This is a genomic window from Ectopseudomonas composti (assembly GCF_900115475.1).
In the GTDB taxonomy this organism is placed as follows: Bacteria; Pseudomonadota; Gammaproteobacteria; order Pseudomonadales; family Pseudomonadaceae; genus Aquipseudomonas; species Aquipseudomonas composti.
This window is the reverse complement of record NZ_FOWP01000005.1, coordinates 305766-323085: the sequence shown is the minus strand read 5'-3', so window position 1 is coordinate 323085 and position 17320 is coordinate 305766. Positions and strand designations below refer to the sequence as shown.

The following is a 17320-nucleotide window of genomic DNA, read 5'->3' as shown; positions in this document are numbered from 1 at the left end:
CGACTTACTCAGGAGATGGCGTTTTCAGCATAGGCATTTGCGCGCCATTCTGTGCTTCCGGCAAACGGATTTCCACGGCCACCGGAAGGTGGTCGGAAATCGGCTGACTGAGGACATGAACACGCCCCAGCTCAAGCTCGGAGCTGAGCAGGATATGGTCGAGACAGCGTTGTGGGCGCCAACTGGGAAAGGTCGCTTCGACCTGCGGCGCGATCAGGCCGAGGTCACGCAGCGGGGAGTCCTCCAGCAGGTCGACGGCATGGGTGTTCATGTCGCCCATCAGCACCAGATGACGAAACTCGCTGACCCGCTCACGAATGTAAGCCAGCTGCCGAGTTCGGGTGCGAGCACCCAGGGCCAGGTGCATCATGACTACCCCCAGGGCATTTTCCCCCTCACCCAGACGCAGAAAAATCGCGCCTCGGCCAGGCGGCCCGGGCAACGGGTGATCTTCCAGCAAGGTCGGGCGCAAGCGGCTGAGTACACCGTTGCTGTGCTGGGCGAAGCGTCCGAGATTGCGATTGAGTTGTTGGTACCAGTAGGGAAAAGCGCCCTGCTGGGCCAGGTACTCGACCTGATTGACGTAGCCCGAGCGCAGGCTACCGCCATCGACCTCCTGCAGGGCCACCAGGTCGAAGTCGGCGAGCAGATCCCCGATGCGTTGCAAATTTCCAGCGCGCCCGGCATGGGGCAACACATGCTGCCAGCTGCGGGTCAGGTAGTGATGATAGCGCTGAGTATTGATACCGACCTGGACGTTGAAACTGAGCAGACGCAAAAGGCCGTCGGCTGGCCAATCGGTCTCGGGCGAGCAGTGCGGGTTGATCTGTGGATCGCACAGACCAACCGCACGGGTCTTTCGCCAGCGGCGCAGCATGCTTCGCGCCTGCGGCCGCTTAGAGCGCCTCGCGTTCCTTGGCGATCAGGTGATCAGCAACCTGCAGAGCCTGCTGCGGGCCGCCGGCAGAACCCAGGTCGAAGCGATACTTGCCACCAACGATCATCACCGGTACGCCAGTGATCTGGTAGGCCATGGCCAGTTTCTTGGCCTTTTCCATCTGGCCTTTGACGGCGAAGGAGTTGAAGGTCTTGAGGAAAGCATCGCGATCCACGCCCTGAGTGGCGACGAAGTCAGCGAACTCTTCAGCCGAAGCCAGCTTCTTCTTCTCCTGGTGGATGGCGTTGAACACGGCGTCATGCACCTTGTGCTCGACCTTCATGCTTTCCAGGGTGATGAACGCCTGGCCATGCACGTTCCAGATGCCACCGAACAGCGCCGGCACGCGGACGAAGTTAACGTCTTCCGGCAGTTTCTCGACCCAGGGGTTGAGGGTTGCTTCGAACTGGTAGCAGTGCGGGCAGCCGTACCAGAACAGCTCGACCACTTCGACCTTGCCAGGCTTGGACACCGGCACCGGACTTTTCAGCTCGACGTACTGCTGGCCGGCTACCGGTTCGGCATGGGCAGTGAGGCCGAACAGGCTGCTGATCGCCAGAGCGGCGCCGAAAATCAGGTTACGCATGGGGGTACTCCTTGACTGGATAAGCGTCGCCCTAGTGGCGATTCGAGACTATGACTCGCTACCGCTGGGCCGGTTCCGCCCATTGTAGCCATGACGCATACGAAAAAGGGCGGCCGGAGCCACCCTTTGTCTTGCCAAAAGCAACAAGCCCTTGGTCTTTTGAGAATTTCGCGAGCTAGAGCACTGCAAGGAAGAAACAGGAGAGGAGGCGGAATGTACTTTTGTACATGAGCACTCCGATCCTGTTTCTGACGCCGCAGGGCCGACGCGCAGCAAATTATCAGTGCAGACCCTGGATGAAGCTGGATACGGCTTCAATATCCTTGTTGCTCAGCTTGGCAGCGATGGCGCGCATGATCATCGCATCGCCGTCGTTGGTACGGTTGCCTTCGCGGAAATCGGTCAGCTGCTTGGCAACGTATTGAGCGTGTTGGCCGCCCAGATGCGGGAAGCCCGCAGCAGCCAGGCCAGCGCCGTTGGGCGAATGGCAACCGATGCAGGATGGCATGCCCTCTTCCAGCTTGCCGCCACGGAACAGTGCTTCACCGCGCTTGACGAGCTTGGGATCGGCAGCGCCCACGCTCATCTTCTGGCTGGAGAAGTAAGCGGCGATGTCGGCCATATCCTGATCGCTGAGGTTATCCAGCATGCCGGTCATCTCGACGACCTGGCGGTTACCGGACTTGATGTCGTGCAGTTGCTTGAGCAGGTAACGCTCGCCCTGACCGGCCAGCTTGGGGAAGTTTGGCGCAGGGCTGTTGCCATCGGCGCCATGGCAGGCACCACAGACAGCGACTTTGCCCTGACCGGCTTCGGCATCGCCGGCAGCCTGAGCAACGCCGGTGAGGCCCAGGGTCAACAGCAGACTCACGAGTACTTTGTTCATCAGCTAATCCAATTACGGCTAAGAGAGAAAGAGTTATCGGCCGGGCTTGCTCATTCGGTCATCAGTTTGATGACCGCCTGGTAATCCTCGGCAGTGCAGTCCATGCACAGACCGCGCGGCGGCATGGCATTCAAACCATTGGTGACGCTTTGCACCAGTGCATCGGTACCCTTGGCCAGACGCGGTTCCCATGCGGCTTTGTCGCCCTTCTTGGGCGCCGTGGGAATCTGGCCGTTGTGGCATACACCACAGGCGCGGTCATATACAGCTTGCGGGTCCTGAGCAGCATAGCCGTTAAGAGACAGGGTCATAACGGCAGCAGCGAGCAGCATTTTCTTCATCAGATCAACCTCATCAGGGTGGGGAACGTCCTGCTTTCTATCGAGCAGAGATGTAATCGCTCCCGGCAATCGGGTTCCTGCGGGTGGGACAAAGCGCACACAAAATCTGCGGCATTATATACTGGCAATGCTGAAACGGAAACGACGCCGCTTGCCGCGCCACCTGGCGTGCAGCAGGTGCGCGGAAATGTCGCAAGTCCTCGAACTGCTGAACAGGAATCGAGGCATCCACCGGATACCCCCATGCTCCCGAAGAATCCCATCATCGGTCTGTGCCAGCAGGCCAGCTTCCTCATCAGTGCCGCCAAGGTCGACCAGTGCCCCGAGGACAGCGGCCTGGAAGTCGCCTTCGCCGGCCGTTCCAACGCGGGCAAATCGAGCGCGCTGAACACCCTCACCCACGCCAGCCTGGCGCGTACCTCGAAAACGCCAGGACGCACGCAGTTGCTCAACTTCTTCCGCCTGGATGACGAGCGACGCCTGGTCGACCTGCCCGGTTATGGCTATGCCAAGGTACCGATCCCGCTCAAGCAGCACTGGCAGAAACACCTGGAAGCGTATCTGGGCAGCCGCGAGAGCTTGTGCGGCCTGGTGCTGATGATGGATATCCGTCACCCGCTGACCGAGTTCGACTGCATGATGCTGGACTGGTCGGTAGCCAGCGGTATGCCGCTGCATATCCTGCTGACCAAGGCCGACAAACTGGCCTTCGGTGCGGCAAAGACCGCGCTGCTCAAGGTGCGTCAGGACATTCGCAAGCAGTGGGGCGAAGGCATCAGTATTCAACTGTTCTCGGCGCCCAAGCGCATGGGCGTGGAAGAGGCGCAGATGGTACTGGCCGGCTGGCTGGATCTGTTGCCGGAAGAGGATGAGGAAAGCGCTGGGGAAGCCTGAGTCGTAGGGTGCGCTGTGCGCACCGGGATCGTAGGGAGTATTCGGTGCGCGCGGCCAAGGTGGCCCCGCGACACCCTACGGAGCTGCGGCCGCCCGTTTTGACTTGAAAGCGCATCAGAGAAGCCCTCTCCCGCCCTTCGGGCACCCTCGGCTTTGGCGTCCTGCGTCGCCCTTCCTCCTGCATCCATGCAGTCGTCTCCCAATGGGAGAGGGTCATCAGAATACCGCTAGCGGCACTTTTCTATAGACAAAAAAAACCCCGAGCTTCGTATGGGGAGGGAGAAGTTCGGGGTTTAAGGTCTGAACCGCTAGGGCGGGGTTCAGATGTCTGCCAACACTTAACACAACAAAGGAGCATTGAAGGGCTTAACGGCCATTCATGAACTCTGACCGGGCGGGTTTGCGGAAAGTTCATCGCTCTCTTAAAAACCATTTGCAATAAGAAAGTGCTTTTTGATTCCCTGAAACCCCAACGCTAGAGCGGCCGCGGCTTTGCGCCGCGGCGCAGGCTGATCAGTGCGCCTCGTCCCAATTGGCACCGACACCCACTTCCACCAGCAGCGGTACGTCCAGATCCGCAGCGCCACTCATCAGGCGCTTGAGTTTGGCGCTGACCTCGTCGATCAGTTCCTCACGCACTTCCAGCACCAGTTCGTCGTGCACCTGCAGGATGATGCGCGCGTCGATGCCGCTGTCCTGCAACCAGCCGTCCACTTTGATCATGGCGCGCTTGATGATGTCCGCTGCAGTGCCTTGCATCGGCGCGTTGATCGCCGCGCGCTCAGCGCCCTTGCGCATGGCCTGGTTCTGCGCGTGAATTTCCGGCAGGTACAGGCGACGACCGTAGACCGTCTCCACATAACCCTGCTCGGCTGCCTGGGCGCGAGTGCTTTCCATGTAGGTCAGCACACCCGGATAGCGAGCGAAGTAGCGGTCGATATAGGCCTGCGCTTCCTTGCGTTCGACGTCGATCTGCTTGGCCAGGCCGAAGGCGCTCATGCCGTAGATCAGGCCGAAATTGATGGCCTTGGCCTTGCGCCGCTGATCGCTGGTCACCTCGTCCAGCGCCACGCCGAACACTTCCGCAGCGGTGGCCTTGTGCACGTCCAGGTCATGACGGAAGGCGTCCAGCAGGCCTTCATCCTTGGCGAGGTGGGCCATGATGCGCAGTTCGATCTGCGAATAGTCCGCTGCCATCAGCTTGTAGCCCTTGGGCGCGACGAAGGCCTGACGGATGCGTCGGCCTTCAGCGGTGCGGATCGGGATGTTCTGCAGGTTCGGATCGCTGGAGGACAGGCGGCCAGTGGCGGCCACCGCCTGATGGTAGCTGGTGTGGATGCGCCCGGTACGCGGGTTGATCTGCTCCGGCAGCTTGTCGGTGTAGGTGCTCTTGAGCTTGCTCAAGGAACGGTACTGCATAAGCACCTTGGGCAGCTCGAAGTCCTGCTCGGCCAGTTCGGCCAAGACCGCCTCAGCGGTGGAGGGCTGGCCCTTGGCGGTCTTGCTGATCACCGGATAGCCGAGTTTTTCATAGAGGATCACGCCCAGTTGCTTGGGCGAGGCCAGGTTGAATTCCTCACCGGCGATCTCGAACGCCTTGCGCTCCAGCTCCACCAGCTTTTCCCCAAGCTCGACGCTCTGCTCGCCGAGCAGCTTGGCGTCGACCAGCGCGCCGTTGCGCTCGATACGCGCCAACACCGGCACCAGCGGGATTTCGATGTCGCGCAGCACCTTGGCCAGGGACGGCACCGCTTCAAGACGGCCCCACAGCTCCTGGTGCAGGCGCAGGGTCACGTCGGCGTCTTCGGCAGCGTAGGGGCCGGCCTGCTCCAGGGCGATCTGGTCGAAGGTCAGTTGCTTGGCACCCTTGCCGGCGATGTCCTCGAAGCGGATGGTGCTGTGGTTCAGGTACTTCAGCGCCAGGCTGTCCATGTCGTGACGGGTGGCGGTGGAGTCCAGCACGTAGGACTCGAGCATGGTGTCGAAGGCCACGCCTTGCACCGCAATCGGCGTACTGGCATTGGCCAGGACGTTGATGTCGTACTTGGCGTGCTGACCGACCTTGGCCTTGGCCGGGTCTTCGAGAATCGGCTTGAGCGCCTTGAGTACCGCGTCGCGGTCGAGCTGCTGTGGCACGCCCATGTAGGAATGCGCCAGCGGGATATAGACCGCTTCGCCAGCCTTGACCGCAAAAGACAGACCGACCAACTGCGCCTGCTGGGCATCGATGCTGGTGGTCTCGCTGTCGAAGGCGATCAGTTCGGCCTGCTCCAGTTTCTTCAACCAGGCATCGAACTGCGCCTGCTCCAGCACCATCTGGTAATCACCGGTGCTGGCTGGCGCTGGTTCAGCGCTTGCTTCGGCGGCTTCGCCAGCAGGCTCGGCGAACAGATCGCCAGCCAGCGCTGCGGCCTTGGCCACCAGTGCCTTATTCTGGCGCAGCAGGTCGTCCAACCAGTTCTTGAATTCCAGCTCGCCATAGAGCTGCACCAACGCGGCCTGATCCGGCTCGCCGGGATGCAGCGACTCGATCTCGATATTCAGCGGCACGTCGGTCTTGATGGTCGCCAGTTGGTAGGACAGGTAGGCCATCTCGCGGTGCTCTTCGAGCTTGGCCGGCAGGCCCTTGGCGCCACGAATCGGCAACTCGGGCACCTTGTCGAGGTTGGCGTAAAGCACATCGAGGCCGCCGCCGATGCCAACCAGCAGACCGAGAGCGGTTTTCTCACCGACGCCGGGCACGCCCGGGATGTTGTCGACCTTGTCGCCCATCAGTGCCAGGTAGTCGATGATCAGCTCAGGGCCGACACCGAATTTCTCTTTCACGCCATCGGCGTCGTAGACGCTTCCGGTCATGGTGTTGACCAGCGTAACGTGCGGGCAGACCAACTGCGCCATGTCCTTGTCGCCGGTGGAGATGACCACATCGCGCTTTTCCCCGGCGGCCTGGCGCGCCAAAGTGCCGATCACGTCGTCAGCTTCCACGCCTTCGACGCACAGCAGCGGCAGGCCCAGGGCACGTACGCTCGCATGCAGCGGCTCGACCTGGACGCGCAGCTCGTCCGGCATGGACGGGCGATTGGCCTTGTACTCGGCGAACAGCTCGTCACGGAAGGTGCCGCCCTTGGCGTCGAAGACCACGGCAAAGGGGCTGTTGGGGTACTGCTTGCGCAGGCTCTTGAGCATGTTCAGCACGCCCTTGACCGCTCCGGTGGGCAGGCCCTTGGAAGTGGTCAGCGGCGGCAGGGCGTGGAAGGCGCGGTACAGATACGAGGAACCGTCGACCAGAACGAGGGGAGCTTGGCTCATGCGCGGGATCAACCTTTTCGGCGGGTGCAGCGGTAGAATGGCTGCATCGGTGAACAACGAAGGAGCAAGATTACCATGGGTACATTGAATCGCCTGTTGCTGGCCTGCCTGCTGACCTGCCTGCCGCTTGCCGCTCACGCCGAAGATCCGGTATCCGGCGACCCGGATGTGACCATCCGCCAGGACGGCGACCGAACCATTCAGGAATACCGGGTCAATGGCTTCCTCTACGCCATCAAGGTCATCCCGAAGAACGGTAAACCCTACTTTCTCGTTCGCGCCGATGGCAGCGACGGCAACTTCGTACGTTCGGATGACCCGGACATGCTGATCCCGTCCTGGGAAATCTTTAGCTGGTAAGGCAATTAAGGTCTGATATGTCGGTATTCACCCCCCTGGAGCGTCATGAGCTCGAAGTCTTCCTGGCTCCCTATGGGCTTGGCCGGTTGCGTGACTTCCAGGGCATTGCTGCGGGCAGCGAAAACAGCAACTTCTTCGTCAGCCTGGAGCAGGGCGAATATGTCCTGACCCTGGTCGAACGCGGCCCGGTGGCCGATCTGCCGTTCTTCATCGAATTGCTCGACGTGCTCCACGACGCCGGCCTGCCGGTGCCCTACGCCCTACGCACGCAGGACGACGAGGCGCTGCGCACCCTGGCGGAGAAACCGGCGCTATTGCAGCCCCGGCTTTCCGGCAAGCATGTGCGCGAGGCCAATGCTCATCATTGCCAGGAAGTGGGTAGCCTGCTGGCCCGCATCCATCTGGCGACTCGCGAACAGCCGGTGGAGCGTCGCAGCGACCGTGGCCTGGACTGGATGCTAGCCGAAGGCCCGAGCCAGGCGCTGAAGCTCGATGAACAGGCATTACCGCTACTGCGTGATGCGCTGGCCGAGATCGCCGAGCTGAAGCCGCGCATCCTCGCCCTGCCGCGCGCCAACCTGCATGCCGACCTGTTCCGCGACAACGTGCTGTTCGACGGCAACCACCTGGCTGGGGTGATCGACTTCTATAACGCCTGTTCCGGGCCGATGCTCTACGACCTGGCTATCACCCTGAACGACTGGTGCTCGCACGAAGACGGCAGCCTCGATGGCGCCCGTGCCCGCGCACTGCTCGGCGCCTATGCGGCGCAGCGGCCCTTCACGGCAGCCGAGGCAGAACTGTGGCCGGCCATGCTGCGGGTGGCGTGCTTGCGTTTCTGGTTGTCACGCCTGATCGCCGCCGAGTCGTTCGCCGGACAGGAAGTGCTGATTCATGATCCGGGTGAGTTCCAGCGTCGCCTGGCGCAGCGTCAGCAGGTCAACCTGCCCCTGCCGTTCGCGCTGTAGGACGATCGACGCGATTCGTAGGGTGGGTTAGCCGCCTGCGACACATTGCTGAATCACTCTCTGTTCCTGCGGCGGCGTAACCCACCGTCGGCGCAACGCCATCCCTTGCCTGGTGGGTTACGCGGCGCGCCAGGTTCAATTGCGTATACGAGACCGGGGCTTTGCGCCGCTAACCCAGCCTACAGGTCTGCGTCAGGGCCGTAGCCCGGATGAAATCCGGGAAATGCTGGTAATAGCGGTGCGCAGCACACCCGGCGGATCAGCTACCCGAAACCAGGCCCGGCAATTGCGCCGCCAACTTGGCGTTGTTGATCGGCGCACGGATGAAACCACGCTGGGTGCCATCCGGACCGATGATCACCAGATTGCCGCTGTGATCGACGGTGTAGTTTTCCTTGCTGGTATCAGCCGGGATGTAGGGAATGCTCACCGAGTTGGCGAACTTCTGCAGGGTCGCCTCTTCTCCGGTCAGGCCTTTGAAGCCGGCATCGAAGTAGTTCAGGTATTTGCTCAGTTGCTCCGGTGTATCGCGATGAGGGTCGACGCTGACCATCACTACGTTCAGCCGCGCGCGAGTTTCCTCGGGCAGCTGGCTCTGCAGTTGACGCAGTTGCGCTAAGGTCGCCGGGCAGATGTCCGGGCAGAAGGTGTAGCCGAAGAACAGCAGCGTCCAGTCGCCCTTGAGCTGATCGACCACGACCTCTTTGCCGTCCTGATCGACCAGGCTCAGCGCGGGCAGGCTGCGGTTCTGCGGCAGCAGGACGATACCGGCATCGAGCAACACGGCCGGATCACCCTGGCCCTTGCTACTGAGCACCTTGTTGACGGTAAGCCCCAGCACCAGGGCCACGATAGCGACAAGAACGAAAACCGTTGTATGGGTACGAGTCATGAAATCCCTTAGCTAGCTTTTGCAAACCGTCTGCCACGCCACAGCTTGCTAGATGTTCAACAGCAGATAGTGGTCCGCCAGCAAGGCGATGAACAACAGGAACAGGTACCAGATACTGTACTTGAAGGTGTTGATCGCTGCGTGCGGTTTGCTGTCACGGTACAGCACCCAGGCCCAGTGCAGGAAGCGGCCGCCCAACAACAGGGCGCAAACCAGGTACAGCGGCCCGCTCATGTGAATGGCGTAGGGCAGCAGGGTCACCGCGAACATCGCCAGGGTATAGAGCAGGATATGGACCTTGGTGTAGTGCTCGCCGTGGGTCACCGGCAGCATGGGAATGTCGGCCTTGGCGTACTCCTCCTTGCGATGAATGGCCAGCGCCCAGAAGTGCGGCGGCGTCCAGGCAAAAATGATCAACACCAGCAGCAGCGGCTCGGCACTGAGATGACCGGTGACGGCGACCCAGCCCAGTAGCGGCGGTGCAGCGCCAGCCAGGCCACCGATGACGATGTTCTGCGGCGTGGCGCGCTTGAGAAAGCCGGTGTAGATCACCGCGTAACCGAGCAACGAGGCGAGGGTGAGCCAGGCGGCCAGCTCATTGGTGAACACCAGCAACAGGCTCATACCGGCGACGGCTAGCAGCAGCGCGAAGGCCAGTGCCGCCACTGGCGAGACGCGCCCAGCCGTGACCGGACGCTTGTGCGTACGCGCCATGATCGAGTCGATGCGGCGGTCCACCACATGGTTGACCGCCGCGGCAGCCCCCGCACACAGGCCGATGCCCAGATTGCCGAACAGCAGCACGGCCCAGGGCACGCCGGCACGCGTAGCGAGGAACATGCCGACCAGCGAGGTGATCAGCATCAGCATCACCACCCGTGGCTTGGTCAGTTCCAGATAATCACGCCAGGAGGCATGTTCGGAGTGAGCTCGTAGCATTGTCGCCATGGCATTTCTCCTTGATGGGTTATTTGCCGGCCGGCAGCAGAGCGCGGGAAGCGATCACTGCACGCGTGCCGACACGATCGGATGCATCGCGCGTCACGGCGGAAACAGCCCTGAGGCGGTAGTTGATCAACACCATCGTCAGTAGCAGCGCCGCACCGCCTGCGTTATGGGCTACCGCCACCAGCAGCGGCAGATGGAAGACCACGTTACTGATGCCCAGACAGACCTGCAGCGCCAGCGCCAGCAGCAACAGTCCGGCCAGACGCGGCAGCTTGGCGCCGCGCAACTGCCAGGCCAGCGCCAGCAGTGCCAGCGTGACCAGCAGCGCACCGAGACGGTGGCTCATGTGAATCGCGGTGCGCGCGTCACTGTCGAGCTGCCCGCCGAGGTAATTGGGGCCGATGTGTTGGGTGAGATGAAAGCCCTTGCCGAAATCCATCGCCGGCCACCATTCCCCATGGCACGTGGGTAGGTCGACGCAAGCGACCGCGGCGTAGTTGGAACTGACCCAACCGCCCAGGACGATCTGCCCGATCACCAGCAGCAGGCAGGCAGCCGCCAGGGCACGCAGGCGTCCCGGCAGCTGCAGCGGGGCGAAGCGCCCGGATAGGCGCAAAGTCAGCAAGGTCAGCAGGCTCAACGTGGCGAAACCGCCAAGCAGGTGGGCGGTGACCACCTGCGGCCACAGCTGCAGGGTGACCGTCCACATGCCGAACGCCCCTTGCAGGATCACCAGCGCGAGAATCACCAAAGGCAACTTCAGCGGCTGCGCCGGCTCTTCGCGGCGGCGGAAGGCCTGGATCGCGATGGCCAAGATCACCAGCCCAAGAGCGCCAGCGAAGTAGCGATGAATCATCTCGTACCAGCCCTTGGCGACCTCAACCGGCGCCTCGGGAAAGCGAGCCTCGGCGATGGCCTGCTTGTGCTCGCTCATCGGTACGCCGAGAAAGCCGTAACAGCCTGGCCAATCCGGGCAGCCCAGGCCGGCATGGGTGAGCCGGGTGTAGGCCCCCAGTAGCACGACCACCACGGTCAGAAGGGTCGCGAACAATGCTAGACGGTAACCGGGCTTGTGCATGTCGACTCCTTGGGCAATGGGCTGGGCGCTCTGTGGTTATGGATGGAGCACAGCGTCAACCGATCAGGGAAATTTTCAGCAGGTAGCGCAGGTCATCGAGGATCGCCTTGCCGTTGCTGCCGGCCGGATAACGCAACACCAGATTGCCGTGTGGGTCGACCAGCCAAAGCTGCGCACCCGGCACCGCCTCGGCGGCCTTGTCGTAGGCCTGGAGGTCCAGCTGATAGCGTCCAAGTTGTGGGTACTCGCGCTTGAGCGTGGCGTCGTACTCGGCGCTCAGCGGCTCGGCCAGGGCCAGACCATGGCTGGCCCGCGAGGTCTCGCGATTGAGGCCGATCTGGATCTGCCGCGCCAGGTACACCAGCTGCTGACAGTCCGCCTCGCACGCGCCAGGTGCCGTCACCAGAATCTGCCACTGCCGCTCCACTTCGCCCTGCACGCCGAGATCGGCCAGGGTGCGACCATCGCCGATCAGCACACCGTGGTAATTGCGCGTCTCCGGCACCCAGAAGCGCCACTGGTACATGGCACTGGCCAGGAACATCGGGCCGATGGTGATGGCCAGAATCAGCAGAAGCTGCAAACGCCCCCGGCCCTTGCGGGGCACCTCAGGCATGGCGATGGCTGGGTTCATGACGATGCTCCCGTGCATTGTGAATTCCGAGATAAATGAACAGGCCAAGCAGCGCAGCAGCCAAGGCAAACCACTGCACCGCATAACCCAGATGCTTGCTGGGGCTCATGGCCACGATTGGCCAGTCGACGCGATAGCTGGCAGGCCCCGGCTCCAGGCGCGTCTCGAAGGGCAGGCCGCCACGGCCCAGCTGGCGCCAAAGACTGTCGGCCTCGACCTGAGTGATCAGCCGTGGCCAGCCCTCGGACGCCACACCGGATCGCAGACTCAGGCCGCCGGATGGCGCCACGTAGATCCAGGCATTGAGCTGCAGCACGCCATCGGGGGTATCGAACTGCACAGGCGTGCGCCGATCCGGCCAGGGCAACCAGCCACGGTTGAGCAACACCCAGAGACCGCTGGCCTGATCGTAGAACGGCTGCAACAGCTCGACGCCGGCATGGCCGTCGCGGATGCGGTTATCCAGCAAAAGGCTGTGCTCGGAGTCGAAATGACCGCGCAGGTGGACGCGGCGGTAGGCGGGGTCACGCATGGGTTCGAGCTGTTCGAGGCCGATTGGCTCGGCCTGACGCCGCGCCTCGAAACTGTCCAGCAGCTGGCGCTTCTCCTCGCCTCGCTGCAGCTGCCAGAAACCCAGGCTCACCAGGCCAGGCATCAGCAGCAACACCAGAATGCTGGGCAGCCAGCCGGGACGGAAACCGCTCATTGCGCGCCTCCGCGAACCACAGACGGGCTGGCTATACTGCGATGCATCACCCACTCCCCTGGAGTCTCGCATGCTCAAGGCCGCGATCGTCCTCATGTTGCTGGCTACCATCGCCAGTCTGTTCAGCGGCCTGTTCTTCCTGGTCAAGGACGACAGCCGCGGTACGCGTGTGGTCAATGCACTGACAATCCGTGTGGTGCTGACCGCCATCACCGTCGCCCTGATCGCCTGGGGCTTCTACTCAGGGCAACTGGTGTCTCATGTCACTTGGTAGCTGCCTCAAAGCACATAGACGAAGATGAACAAGCCCAGCCAGACCACATCGACGAAGTGCCAGTACCAGGACGCAGCCTCGAAACCGAAGTGTTTCTCCGAGTCGAAGTGCCCGCGCATGATGCGCACCAGCATCACCGTCAGAATCAGCGCCCCCATGGTGACGTGGGCACCGTGAAATCCGGTCAGCATGAAGAAGGTCGCACCGTAGATCCCCGAGCCCAGGGTCAGGCCCAATTCGGTGTAGGCCTCGATGTACTCCTCGACCTGGAAGAACAGGAACGCTGCACCGAGCAGAATGGTGGCCGCCAGCCAGGCCTTGAGCGGGCCGCGCTTGTTCTTCTTCAGGGCGTGGTGGGCGAGGGTGATGGTGACGCTCGATGACACCAGCAAGATGGTATTGAGCAACGGCAGATGCCAGGGGTCGATCACCCCGCTGGGCGGCGGAAATAGCTTGGAGTCGGGGTTCTGCAGCAGCGGCCAACTGTACTCGAAACCTTCCCAGAGCATGTTGGCCACGCCCTTGTCGCCCTCGCCACCCAGCCAGGGACCGGCCCAGGTACGGACGTAGAAGAGGGCGCCGAAAAAGGCCGCGAAGAACATCACCTCGGAGAAGATGAACCAGCTCATGCCCCAGCGGAAGGAGCGATCCATCTGTGGACTGTACAGACCGCTGCGGCTCTCCTTGATCACATTGCCGAACCAGCCGAACAGCATGTAGGCGAGGATCAGGCCGCCGACAAAGAAGATCAGCGGGCCATTGGAGTCTGCGCGATTGGCCGAGAGGTCATTGAACCAGGTACCGACCCCGAAGACGCTGACCAGCATCCCGAGGGTGGCGATAATCGGCCATTTGCTCTGGGCCGGAACGTAGTAGTGCTCGTGACTCGACATTGTTGTTCTCCTTATGGAGCCTGTGCCACCGGCGGTTTGCGCGCGGTGATATCGAACAGCGTGTAGCCCAGCGTCAGGTGCTTCACGTCTTGCGGCAGGTCGCGGTCGACGATGAAGCGCACGGGCATTTCGATGCGCTCGCCCGGTTGCAGCACCTGCTGGGTAAAGCAGAAGCACTCGGTCTTGTGAAAAAAGGCCGCCGCCTTCGAGGGCGAGACACTGGGAATCGCTTGCGCGCTCATCGGCTGGTTGCTGGGGTTATAGGCGACGAACAGCATGTCGCGCGTCTCCCCCGGATGGACCAGGATCTCGTCGGCCTTGGGACCGAACTCCCAGATCATTCCAGCGGCGTTGGTGGCGAGAAACTGCACGCGTACCTGGCGCCCCTCATCCACCAGTTGCTCGCCCTGGTAGGCCCCAGCCGTCTTGCCGTTGATGCCGAAGACTCGACACATGGCATCGTAGAAGGGTGGCAGGACGAAAATGCCGAAGCAGAACATCACCACCACCACGACCAGCAGGCGGGTAACCAGACGACGAGTCGCGATGACCTCGCTCACGGCAGACCTCCTATTTCACTTCCGGCGGTGTGCTGAAGGTGTGGTAGGGCGCCGGTGACGGCACCGTCCACTCCAGGCCTTCGGCACCGTCCCAGGGCTTGGCCGGAGCCGGTTTGCCGCCACGGATGCATTTGATGACGATGAACAGGAACAGCAATTGGGTCGCCCCGAACATGAAGGCGCCGATGCTGGAGACCATGTTGAAGTTGGCGAACATCAGGTTGTAATCGGGAATCCGCCGCGGCATCCCGGCCAGACCGACGAAGTGCATCGGGAAGAACGCCAGGTTCATGCCGATGAAGCTCATCCAGAAATGCAGCTTGCCCAGGGTTTCGTCGTACATGTGACCGGTCCACTTCGGCAGCCAGTAGTAGGCCGAGGCGAAGATGCCGAAGATCGCACCGGGCACCAGCACATAGTGGAAGTGCGCCACCACGAAGTAGGTATCGTGGTACTGGAAGTCCGACGGTGCGATGGCCAGCATCAACCCGGAGAAGCCGCCGATGGTGAAGAGGATGACGAATGCCACCGAGAACAGCATCGGCGCCTCGAAGGTCATCGAGCCCTGCCACATGGTGCTGGCCCAGTTGAACACCTTCACCCCGGTAGGCACGGCGATCAGCATGGTGGCGTACATGAAAAACAGCTCGCCGGTCAGCGGAATGCCGACGGTGAACATGTGGTGCGCCCAGACGATGAACGACAGGAAAGCGATGGACGCGGTGGCGTAGACCATCGAGGTGTAGCCGAATAGCGGCTTGCGCGCGAAGGCCGGGATGATCGAGCTGACCGCACCGAAGGCGGGCAGGATCATGATGTACACCTCGGGGTGGCCGAAGAACCAGAACACATGCTGGAACAGCACCGGGTCACCACCACCGGCGGCATTGAAGAAGCTGGTGCCGAAGTGGATGTCCATCAGCATCATCGTTACGCAACCAGCCAGTACCGGCATCACCGCGATCAGCAGGAAGGCGGTGATCAGCCAGGTCCAGACGAACAGCGGCATTTTCATCAGGGTCATGCCTGGGGCGCGCAGGTTGAGGATGGTGGCGACTACGTTGATCGCCCCCATGATCGAGCTGATGCCCATCAGGTGGATGGCGAAGATGAAGAAGGTGGTGCTCTCCGGCGCATAGGTCGTCGACAGCGGGGCATAGAAGGTCCAGCCGAAGTTCGGCCCGCCGCCCTCCATGAACAAGGTGCTGACCAGCAGGCCGAAGGCCGCCGGCAGCAGCCAGAAACTGAAGTTGTTCATCCGTGGCAGGGCCATGTCTGGAGCGCCGATCATCAGCGGGATCATCCAGTTGGCCAGGCCGACGAAGGCCGGCATCACCGCGCCGAAGACCATGATCAGGCCGTGCATGGTGGTCATCTGGTTGAAGAATTCCGGCTGCACGATCTGCAGGCCCGGCTGGAACAGCTCGGCGCGGATGACCATGGCCATCGAGCCGCCCAGCAGGAACATGCAGAAGCTGAACCACAGGTACATCGTGCCGATGTCCTTGTGGTTGGTGGTCAGCACCCAGCGCATCAGGCCCTTCGCCGGGCCATGGTGGTGGTCAGTATGACCGTGGTCGATCACTGCACTCATGTCCTTACTCCTGCGCCTTGGAGAAATCGAGAATGTCCTTGGGCGTGACCATGTCACCGACATTGTTGCCCCAGGCGTTGCGCTCGTAGGTGATGATGGCGGCCAGGTCGACCGGCGACAGTTGCTTGCCGAAGGCGGCCATGGAGGTGCCCGGTTTGCCGTGGTAGACGATGTCGATATGACCCTCGGCCGGGCCGGTGGCGATGGACGAGCCCTTGAGCGCCGGGAACATTGGCGGCAGGCCTTCACCGGTGGGCTGGTGGCAGGCGGCGCAGGTGGTGTTGTAAGCCTTCTCACCACGCGTCATCAGCTCTTCCATGGTCCATTCCTTGCTGGTCAGCTCGCGCTCGGCGGCAGCCGCCTGCTTGCGTTCGGCCAGCCAGGCGTCAAAGTCTTCCTTGGACTTGGCCTCGACCACCACCGGCATGAAGCCGTGATCCTTGCCGCACAACTCGGTGCACTGGCCGCGGTAGATGCCAGGCTCCTCGATGCGGGTCCAGGACTCGTTGATGAAACCGGGGATGGCATCCTTCTTCACCGCCAGCGCCGGCACCCACCAGGAGTGGATCACGTCGGCCGCGGTGATCAGGAAGCGCACCTTGGTGCCTACCGGCACCACCAGCGGCTCATCCACTTCCAGCAGGTAATGTTCGCCCTTGGCTTCGCGGTTGTTGATCTGCGAACGCGGCGTGGTCAGGTTGCTGAAGAACTCGACGTCCTGACCCAAGTACTTGTAGTGCCACTTCCACTGGTAGCCGGTGACCTGGATATCCAGCTCGGACTCAGTGGTGTCGTAGATCTCGATCAGCGTCTTGGTCGCCGGGATCGCCATCACCACCAGAATCGCCAGTGGCACCACGGTCCAGAGAATCTCGACGGTGGTGCTTTCGTGAAAGTGCGCGGGTTTCTGGCCGGTGGAGCGGCGGTGCATGAGCATCGACCAGAACATGGCGCCGAAGACCAGGATGCCGATCACCACACAGATCCAGAAAATGGTCATGTGCAGGTCGAAGACGGAGCGGCTGACGTCGGTTACACCGGGCGTCATGTTGACCGTCCACTGGGCATGCGCCGAGCCCAATGCCAGCCACAGCAGGAGGCCCATCCAGACTCGTGGATGTCGCATCATTGCGGGTTCCCCTTGATTGTTCTTGTTATCCCGCCGGCTAAGCCTGCGGCTAAGGGATCGACTGCCTCACGGAGTTGGGCGCTGGCGCACGCTGCCTGAACACCCACTCCTGACTACTGGCGACTACATGTCGAACCTTTCCGTGCCAAAGCTCGTCCGGTTCCATCAGGTACTGCCTTTCGAAATCGAGTATAGACGGCGACTTTAAGCCCGCAATGTGAGCACAACCGCAACCAGGCCAGTTCGACAGCGATGCCACACACCCGCGTGACGCGGGGTGTAGCCATTTTGATACAGATGCATATAGCGGACTCGCATAAGTATGAAAAAG

18 protein-coding genes are annotated in these 17320 nt (G+C 62.0%); 4 read left to right on the top strand and 14 right to left on the bottom strand.

From position 1 onward, the window contains the following. Window positions 1-4 precede the first annotated feature (4 nt). The 4 genes from BM059_RS11975 to BM059_RS11960 all read right to left on the bottom strand — a co-directional run bounded on the left by BM059_RS11975 (window position 5) and on the right by BM059_RS11960 (window position 2750). A complete protein-coding gene (locus BM059_RS11975) occupies window positions 5-877 on the bottom strand; it encodes an endonuclease/exonuclease/phosphatase family protein (protein ID WP_074938861.1) in 873 nt (290 codons plus the stop codon). A 19-nt stretch (window positions 878-896) separates the two neighbouring features. Continuing rightward, window positions 897-1523, bottom strand: coding sequence for a thiol:disulfide interchange protein DsbA/DsbL (locus BM059_RS11970; protein WP_037001649.1), 627 nt, complete (start codon window positions 1521-1523; stop codon window positions 897-899). A gap of 280 nt (window positions 1524-1803) precedes the next feature. Further along, window positions 1804-2409 (bottom strand): c-type cytochrome, encoded by a 606-nt coding sequence (locus BM059_RS11965; RefSeq protein ID WP_037001650.1) that lies wholly within the window; start codon window positions 2407-2409, stop codon window positions 1804-1806. A 50-nt stretch (window positions 2410-2459) separates the two neighbouring features. Next, window positions 2460-2750, bottom strand: a complete 291-nt coding sequence (locus BM059_RS11960; protein ID WP_074938858.1) for a c-type cytochrome — start codon at window positions 2748-2750, stop codon at window positions 2460-2462. 243 nt (window positions 2751-2993) lie between these two features. Between BM059_RS11960 and yihA the strand changes: the two genes are divergently transcribed. Continuing rightward, entirely contained in the window at window positions 2994-3644 is a 651-nt protein-coding gene (yihA, locus tag BM059_RS11955) for a ribosome biogenesis GTP-binding protein YihA/YsxC (protein WP_037001652.1), read from the top strand. 513 nt (window positions 3645-4157) lie between these two features. Here the strand turns inward: yihA and polA are convergent. Further along, window positions 4158-6953 (bottom strand): DNA polymerase I, encoded by a 2796-nt coding sequence (gene polA / locus BM059_RS11950; RefSeq protein ID WP_074938856.1) that lies wholly within the window; start codon window positions 6951-6953, stop codon window positions 4158-4160. A 75-nt stretch (window positions 6954-7028) separates the two neighbouring features. On the opposite strand from polA, the gene BM059_RS11945 reads away from it, so the two are divergent. Together BM059_RS11945 and BM059_RS11940 are read left to right on the top strand one after the other, a co-directional pair. Further along, the gene (locus BM059_RS11945; protein ID WP_074938854.1) at window positions 7029-7313 is read left to right on the top strand and encodes a DUF2782 domain-containing protein; all 285 of its coding nucleotides are present in this window, start codon (window positions 7029-7031) and stop codon (window positions 7311-7313) included. Window positions 7314-7330: 17 nt separating this feature from the next. After that, a complete protein-coding gene (locus BM059_RS11940; RefSeq protein ID WP_074938852.1) occupies window positions 7331-8281 on the top strand; it encodes a homoserine kinase in 951 nt (316 codons plus the stop codon). Window positions 8282-8540: 259 nt separating this feature from the next. Here the strand turns inward: BM059_RS11940 and BM059_RS11935 are convergent, their stop codons facing one another. From BM059_RS11935 to BM059_RS11915, 5 genes are read right to left on the bottom strand one after another with little or no spacing between them, the layout of a single operon-like run. Next, entirely contained in the window at window positions 8541-9173 is a 633-nt protein-coding gene (locus BM059_RS11935) for an SCO family protein (protein WP_074938850.1), read from the bottom strand. A 48-nt stretch (window positions 9174-9221) separates the two neighbouring features. Further along, window positions 9222-10121, bottom strand: coding sequence for a heme o synthase (gene cyoE / locus BM059_RS11930; RefSeq protein ID WP_037002227.1), 900 nt, complete (start codon window positions 10119-10121; stop codon window positions 9222-9224). Window positions 10122-10140: 19 nt separating this feature from the next. Continuing rightward, window positions 10141-11199, bottom strand: coding sequence for a COX15/CtaA family protein (locus BM059_RS11925; protein WP_074938848.1), 1059 nt, complete (start codon window positions 11197-11199; stop codon window positions 10141-10143). Window positions 11200-11254: 55 nt separating this feature from the next. Further along, window positions 11255-11833 (bottom strand): hypothetical protein, encoded by a 579-nt coding sequence (locus BM059_RS11920; protein WP_037002222.1) that lies wholly within the window; start codon window positions 11831-11833, stop codon window positions 11255-11257. Beyond that, window positions 11808-12539: an SURF1 family protein gene (locus BM059_RS11915; RefSeq protein WP_074938846.1), complete on the bottom strand. Its 732-nt coding sequence runs from the start codon at window positions 12537-12539 to the stop codon at window positions 11808-11810. The genes BM059_RS11920 and BM059_RS11915 overlap by 26 nt, the downstream gene beginning before the upstream one ends. Window positions 12540-12609: 70 nt before the next feature. Between BM059_RS11915 and BM059_RS11910 the strand changes: the two genes are divergently transcribed. After that, window positions 12610-12813 (top strand): twin transmembrane helix small protein, encoded by a 204-nt coding sequence (locus tag BM059_RS11910; protein WP_037002219.1) that lies wholly within the window; start codon window positions 12610-12612, stop codon window positions 12811-12813. 5 nt (window positions 12814-12818) lie between these two features. Here the strand turns inward: BM059_RS11910 and BM059_RS11905 are convergent, their stop codons facing one another. From BM059_RS11905 to coxB, 4 genes are read right to left on the bottom strand one after another with little or no spacing between them, the layout of a single operon-like run. Continuing rightward, window positions 12819-13706 carry a cytochrome c oxidase subunit 3 gene (locus BM059_RS11905; RefSeq protein ID WP_037002218.1) on the bottom strand — a complete coding sequence of 296 codons (888 nt, stop codon included), beginning with the start codon at window positions 13704-13706 and terminating at the stop codon, window positions 12819-12821. A gap of 11 nt (window positions 13707-13717) precedes the next feature. After that, window positions 13718-14266: a cytochrome c oxidase assembly protein gene (locus tag BM059_RS11900; protein ID WP_074938844.1), complete on the bottom strand. Its 549-nt coding sequence runs from the start codon at window positions 14264-14266 to the stop codon at window positions 13718-13720. A gap of 10 nt (window positions 14267-14276) precedes the next feature. Next, on the bottom strand, window positions 14277-15860 hold the full coding sequence (gene ctaD, locus BM059_RS11895) for a cytochrome c oxidase subunit I (protein ID WP_037002216.1): 1584 nt from the start codon (window positions 15858-15860) through the stop codon (window positions 14277-14279). A gap of 4 nt (window positions 15861-15864) precedes the next feature. Continuing rightward, window positions 15865-16989, bottom strand: a complete 1125-nt coding sequence (gene coxB, locus BM059_RS11890) for a cytochrome c oxidase subunit II (protein WP_074938842.1) — start codon at window positions 16987-16989, stop codon at window positions 15865-15867. Window positions 16990-17320: the final 331 nt, after the last annotated feature.